This is a genomic window from Arthrobacter sp. TJ-170 (assembly GCF_058269305.1).
The window spans coordinates 1-5,685 of record NZ_JBZCNL010000017.1 but is presented as its reverse complement, the minus strand read 5'-3'; the positions used below and the strand labels follow the sequence as shown (position 1 = coordinate 5,685).

General features: G+C 55.5%; 3 rRNA genes. All 3 read right to left on the bottom strand.

Features of this window, described 5'->3' with window-relative positions:
* Positions 1-10 precede the first annotated feature (10 nt).
* Positions 11-127, bottom strand: a 5S ribosomal RNA gene (gene rrf / locus AC4D1W_RS16955).
* Between the two features lie 204 nt (positions 128-331).
* Positions 332-3,479, bottom strand: a 23S ribosomal RNA gene (locus AC4D1W_RS16950).
* Positions 3,480-3,985: 506 nt separating this feature from the next.
* Positions 3,986-5,509: ribosomal RNA gene (locus AC4D1W_RS16945) — 16S ribosomal RNA — on the bottom strand.
* Together the 16S, 23S and 5S rRNA genes form the textbook arrangement of a ribosomal RNA operon.
* Between the last annotated feature and the right edge of the window lie 176 nt (positions 5,510-5,685).

Sequence of the window (5,685 nt, the reverse complement as noted above, 5' to 3'; positions counted from 1 at the left end):
CTTGAGTGTTGTCCGGCGGTGTCCTACTCTCCCACACTCTCTCGGGTGCAGTACCATCGGCGCTGTGGGTCTTAGCTTCCGGGTTCGGAATGGGACCGGGCGTTTCCCCCACGCTATGACCGCCGTAACCCTTTTACCCTCTCCCCCCGTCGGATGTGGGGGGCGGGAAAACTAGTGGTTACAACTTGGTGGTGCTTATGCAGTTGTAAAACTGGTGGTGCCTACCTGGCCTGCACCCTGCTCCTACCACCCCGGAGGGCGACAAGACGAAGGGTGCGGGGTTGTTGGTTGGGAACCGCATAGTGGACGCGTAGCATTTTATGTGTTTTGTGGTGTCAAGTTATCGGCGTATTAGTACCGGTCAGCTTCACGAGTCGTTAGTCCTCGCTTCCACATCCGGCCTATCAACCCAGTGGTCTGGCTGGGGGCCTCTCACACCAAATGGTGTATGGAAATCTCATCTTGAAGCAGGCTTCCCGCTTAGATGCTTTCAGCGGTTATCCCATCCGAACGTAGCTAATCAGCGGTGCACTTGGCAGTACAACTGACACACCAGAGGTTCGTCCGTCCCGGTCCTCTCGTACTAAGGACAGCCCTTCTCAAATTTCCTACGCGCGCAGCGGATAGGGACCGAACTGTCTCACGACGTTCTAAACCCAGCTCGCGTACCGCTTTAATGGGCGAACAGCCCAACCCTTGGGACCTACTCCAGCCCCAGGATGCGACGAGCCGACATCGAGGTGCCAAACCATGCCGTCGATATGGACTCTTGGGCAAGATCAGCCTGTTATCCCCGAGGTACCTTTTATCCGTTGAGCGACGGCCATTCCACAATGTGCCGCCGGATCACTAGTCCCGACTTTCGTCCCTGCTTGAGATGTCTCTCTCACAGTCAAGCTCCCTTGTGCACTTACACTCGACACCTGATTGCCAACCAGGCTGAGGGAACCTTTGGGCGCCTCCGTTACTTTTTGGGAGGCAACCGCCCCAGTTAAACTACCCATCAGGCACTGTCCCTGACCCGGATTACGGGCCGAAGTTAGATATCCAGAGTGACCAGAGTGGTATTTCAACGATGACTCCACCTGAACTGGCGTCCAAGCTTCACAGTCTCCCACCTATCCTACACAAGCCACACCGAACACCAATACCAAACTATAGTGAAGGTCTCGGGGTCTTTCCGTCCTGCTGCGCGTAACGAGCATCTTTACTCGTAGTGCAATTTCGCCGAGTTTATGGTTGAGACAGCGGGGAAGTCGTTACTCCATTCGTGCAGGTCGGAACTTACCCGACAAGGAATTTCGCTACCTTAGGATGGTTATAGTTACCACCGCCGTTTACTGGGGCTTGAATTCCCAGCTTCGCCCACAAGTGAGCTAACCGGTCCTCTTAACCTTCCAGCACCGGGCAGGAGTCAGTCCGTATACATCGTCTTGCGACTTCGCACGGACCTGTGTTTTTAGTAAACAGTCGCTTCCCCCTGGTCTCTGCGGCCCCGATCCGCCTCCCCACAGCAAGTGTGGTTCACGGTTGGGGCCCCCCTTCTCCCGAAGTTACGGGGGCATTTTGCCGAGTTCCTTAACCATAATTCTCTCGATCGCCTTAGTATTCTCTACCTGATCACCTGTGTCGGTTTGGGGTACGGGCAGTTGGAACCTCACGCCGATGCTTTTCTCGGCAGCATAGGATCATCGGATCCCCACCAAAAGTGGGGCCCATCGGGTCTCAGAGACGGTATCAAAACCAGGACCACGGATTTGCCTATGGTCCCTCCTACATCCTTAGACCGGGACAACCATCGCCCGGCCCGACTACCTTCCTGCGTCACACCTGTTAATACGCTTACCTCCCAAGATCAGGTCCCACGCGCCCCACCAACACTGGGTCCGAAGACCACTCGAAGGCGGATTGGGTGGTTAGTATCCCTTGTTCAGTATGGGCGGTTCTTCACCGGTACGGGAATATCAACCCGTTGTCCATCGACTACGCCTGTCGGCCTCGCCTTAGGTCCCGACTTACCCAGGGCAGATTAGCTTGACCCTGGAACCCTTGATCATTCGGCGGACGGGTTTCTCACCCGTCTTTCGCTACTCATGCCTGCATTCTCACTCGTGTAGGCTCCACCGCTGGTTTACACCGCGACTTCACTGCCCACACGACGCTCCCCTACCACTCCAGACGCCTGAACCAACCCACAAGGGGCGGCTTAGCAAAAATCTGAAATCCACAACTTCGGCGGTGTACTTGAGCCCCGCTACATTGTCGGCGCGGAATCACTTGACCAGTGAGCTATTACGCACTCTTTCAAGGATGGCTGCTTCTAAGCCAACCTCCTGGTTGTCTGAGCAACTCCACATCCTTTCCCACTTAGCACACGCTTAGGGGCCTTAGTTGGTGGTCTGGGCTGTTTCCCTCTCGACTATGAAGCTTATCCCCCACAGTCTCACTGCTGCGCTCTCACTTACCGGCATTCGGAGTTTGGCTGACGTCAGTAACCTTGTAGGGCCCATCGGCCATCCAGTAGCTCTACCTCCGGCAAGAAACACGCAACGCTGCACCTAAATGCATTTCGGGGAGAACCAGCTATCACGAAGTTTGATTGGCCTTTCACCCCTACCCACAGCTCATCCCCTCCATTTTCAACTGAAGTGGGTTCGGTCCTCCACGACGTCTTACCGTCGCTTCAACCTGGCCATGGGTAGATCACTTCGCTTCGGGTCTAGATCACGCCACTCACTCGCCCTATTCAGACTCGCTTTCGCTACGGCTTCCCCACACGGGTTAACCTCGCGACGTAACACTAACTCGCAGGCTCATTCTTCAAAAGGCACGCCATCACAGGAACAAAGCCTGCTCTGACGGATTGTAGGCACACGGTTTCAGGTACTATTTCACTCCCCTCCCGGGGTACTTTTCACCTTTCCCTCACGGTACTGGTCCGCTATCGGTCATCAGGGAGTATTTAGGCTTACCAGGTGGTCCTGGCAGATTCGCACGGGATTTCTCGGGCCCCGTACTACTTGGGATACTCTCCAAGCGGCAGCACGCATTACAGCTACGGGACTCTCACCCACTCCGGTCGGGCCTTCAAACCCGTTCACCTATACGCCTGCACTCACTTCACCAGCCCGGCAGAGCTGATACGGAAAGTCCCGCAACCCCAGTGATGCAACGCCCGCCGGCTATCACACACCACTGGTTTAGCCTCATCCGCGTTCGCTCGCCACTACTAACGGAATCACTATTGTTTTCTCTTCCTGTGGGTACTGAGATGTTTCACTTCCCCACGTTCCCCCCACGCACCCTATGTGTTCAGGTACGGGTCACCCAGTCACTCGCGCGCTGGGCGGGGTTTCCCCATTCGGACATCCTGGGATCAAAGTTCGGTTATCAACTCCCCCAGGCTTATCGCAGATTCCCACGTCCTTCTTCGGCTCCTGATGCCAAGGCATCCACCGTGTGCCCTTAAAAACTTGACGATCACACACACAACACACCACCAACCCCAAAGGGACGATGACGGTTATATGCGAACACAAAATTTTAAGATGCTCGCGTCCACTATGCAGTTCTCAAACAACAACCCCAGTAACACACCACCTGCACCCCACAAAAGGGAACAGGCAGCCATGCCCAGGAACACCAGAAACCCCAAAAACCAGACCCCCCGGAACAACCCACACAAACCGTGCAGACCACCCCGAAAAAGCCAAGCCCCTGTTGCCTCAGGACCCAACAGTGTGCCAAACGCTACCGAACCACCACCAACCAGCCCTTTCCCAAACCACACACCCACCACCAGGACAAACCCGGCAGCAACGCATGCAACCCGTACTCAAACCAGCCGGCACCAACCCGGCACCTATTCATTGATATTCCACCCATGAGCACCCACCGCAGAACAAACGCCTGCGCAATGGGCATACTCCTGACAACCCCCAGCCACCCCATACAGGACAACCAGAAAATTGTAGGCGCTCCTTAGAAAGGAGGTGATCCAGCCGCACCTTCCGGTACGGCTACCTTGTTACGACTTAGTCCCAATCGCCGGTCCCACCTTCGACGGCTCCCTCCCACAAGGGGTTAGGCCACCGGCTTCGGGTGTTACCAACTTTCGTGACTTGACGGGCGGTGTGTACAAGGCCCGGGAACGTATTCACCGCAGCGTTGCTGATCTGCGATTACTAGCGACTCCGACTTCATGAGGTCGAGTTGCAGACCTCAATCCGAACTGAGACCGGCTTTTTGGGATTAGCTCCACCTCACAGCATCGCAACCCTTTGTACCGGCCATTGTAGCATGCGTGAAGCCCAAGACATAAGGGGCATGATGATTTGACGTCGTCCCCACCTTCCTCCGAGTTGACCCCGGCAGTCTCCCATGAGTCCCCGGCATAACCCGCTGGCAACATGGAACGAGGGTTGCGCTCGTTGCGGGACTTAACCCAACATCTCACGACACGAGCTGACGACAACCATGCACCACCTGTAAACCGGCCACAAGTGGCCGACACATCTCTGCGCCGTTCCGGTTCATGTCAAGCCTTGGTAAGGTTCTTCGCGTTGCATCGAATTAATCCGCATGCTCCGCCGCTTGTGCGGGCCCCCGTCAATTCCTTTGAGTTTTAGCCTTGCGGCCGTACTCCCCAGGCGGGGCACTTAATGCGTTAGCTACGGCGCGGAAAACGTGGAATGTCCCCCACACCTAGTGCCCAACGTTTACGGCATGGACTACCAGGGTATCTAATCCTGTTCGCTCCCCATGCTTTCGCTCCTCAGCGTCAGTTAATGCCCAGAGACCTGCCTTCGCCATCGGTGTTCCTCCTGATATCTGCGCATTTCACCGCTACACCAGGAATTCCAGTCTCCCCTACATCACTCAAGTCTGCCCGTACCCACCGCAGATCCGGAGTTAAGCCCCGGACTTTCACGGCAGACGCGACAAACCGCCTACGAGCTCTTTACGCCCAATAATTCCGGATAACGCTTGCGCCCTACGTATTACCGCGGCTGCTGGCACGTAGTTAGCCGGCGCTTCTTCTGCAGGTACCGTCACTTTCGCTTCTTCCCTACTGAAAGAGGTTTACAACCCGAAGGCCTTCATCCCTCACGCGGCGTCGCTGCATCAGGCTTGCGCCCATTGTGCAATATTCCCCACTGCTGCCTCCCGTAGGAGTCTGGGCCGTGTCTCAGTCCCAGTGTGGCCGTCCACCCTCTCAGGCCGGCTACCCGTCGTCGCCTTGGTAGGCCATTACCCCACCAACAAGCTGATAGGCCGCGAGTCCATCCAAAACCACAAAAGCTTTCCACCCCCCACCATGCGGTGAAGAGTCGTATCCAGTATTAGACCCAGTTTCCCAGGCTTATCCCAGAGTCAAGGGCAGGTTACTCACGTGTTACTCACCCGTTCGCCACTAATCCCCCCAGCAAGCTGGAGATCATCGTTCGACTTGCATGTGTTAAGCACGCCGCCAGCGTTCATCCTGAGCCAGGATCAAACTCTCCGTAAAAAAATACAGACACAACACACACCCCCCGGAAAAAGAAGGATCCATGCTGCACAAAATTCGAAACCAGCCAAAAAACCAGCCACCACAAAAAAGCAATGACCAGCAAATCAACCAATCAAAAAACAATCGGTATCAACAAACATGGCACACTATTGAGTTCTCAAACAACAGAAGCA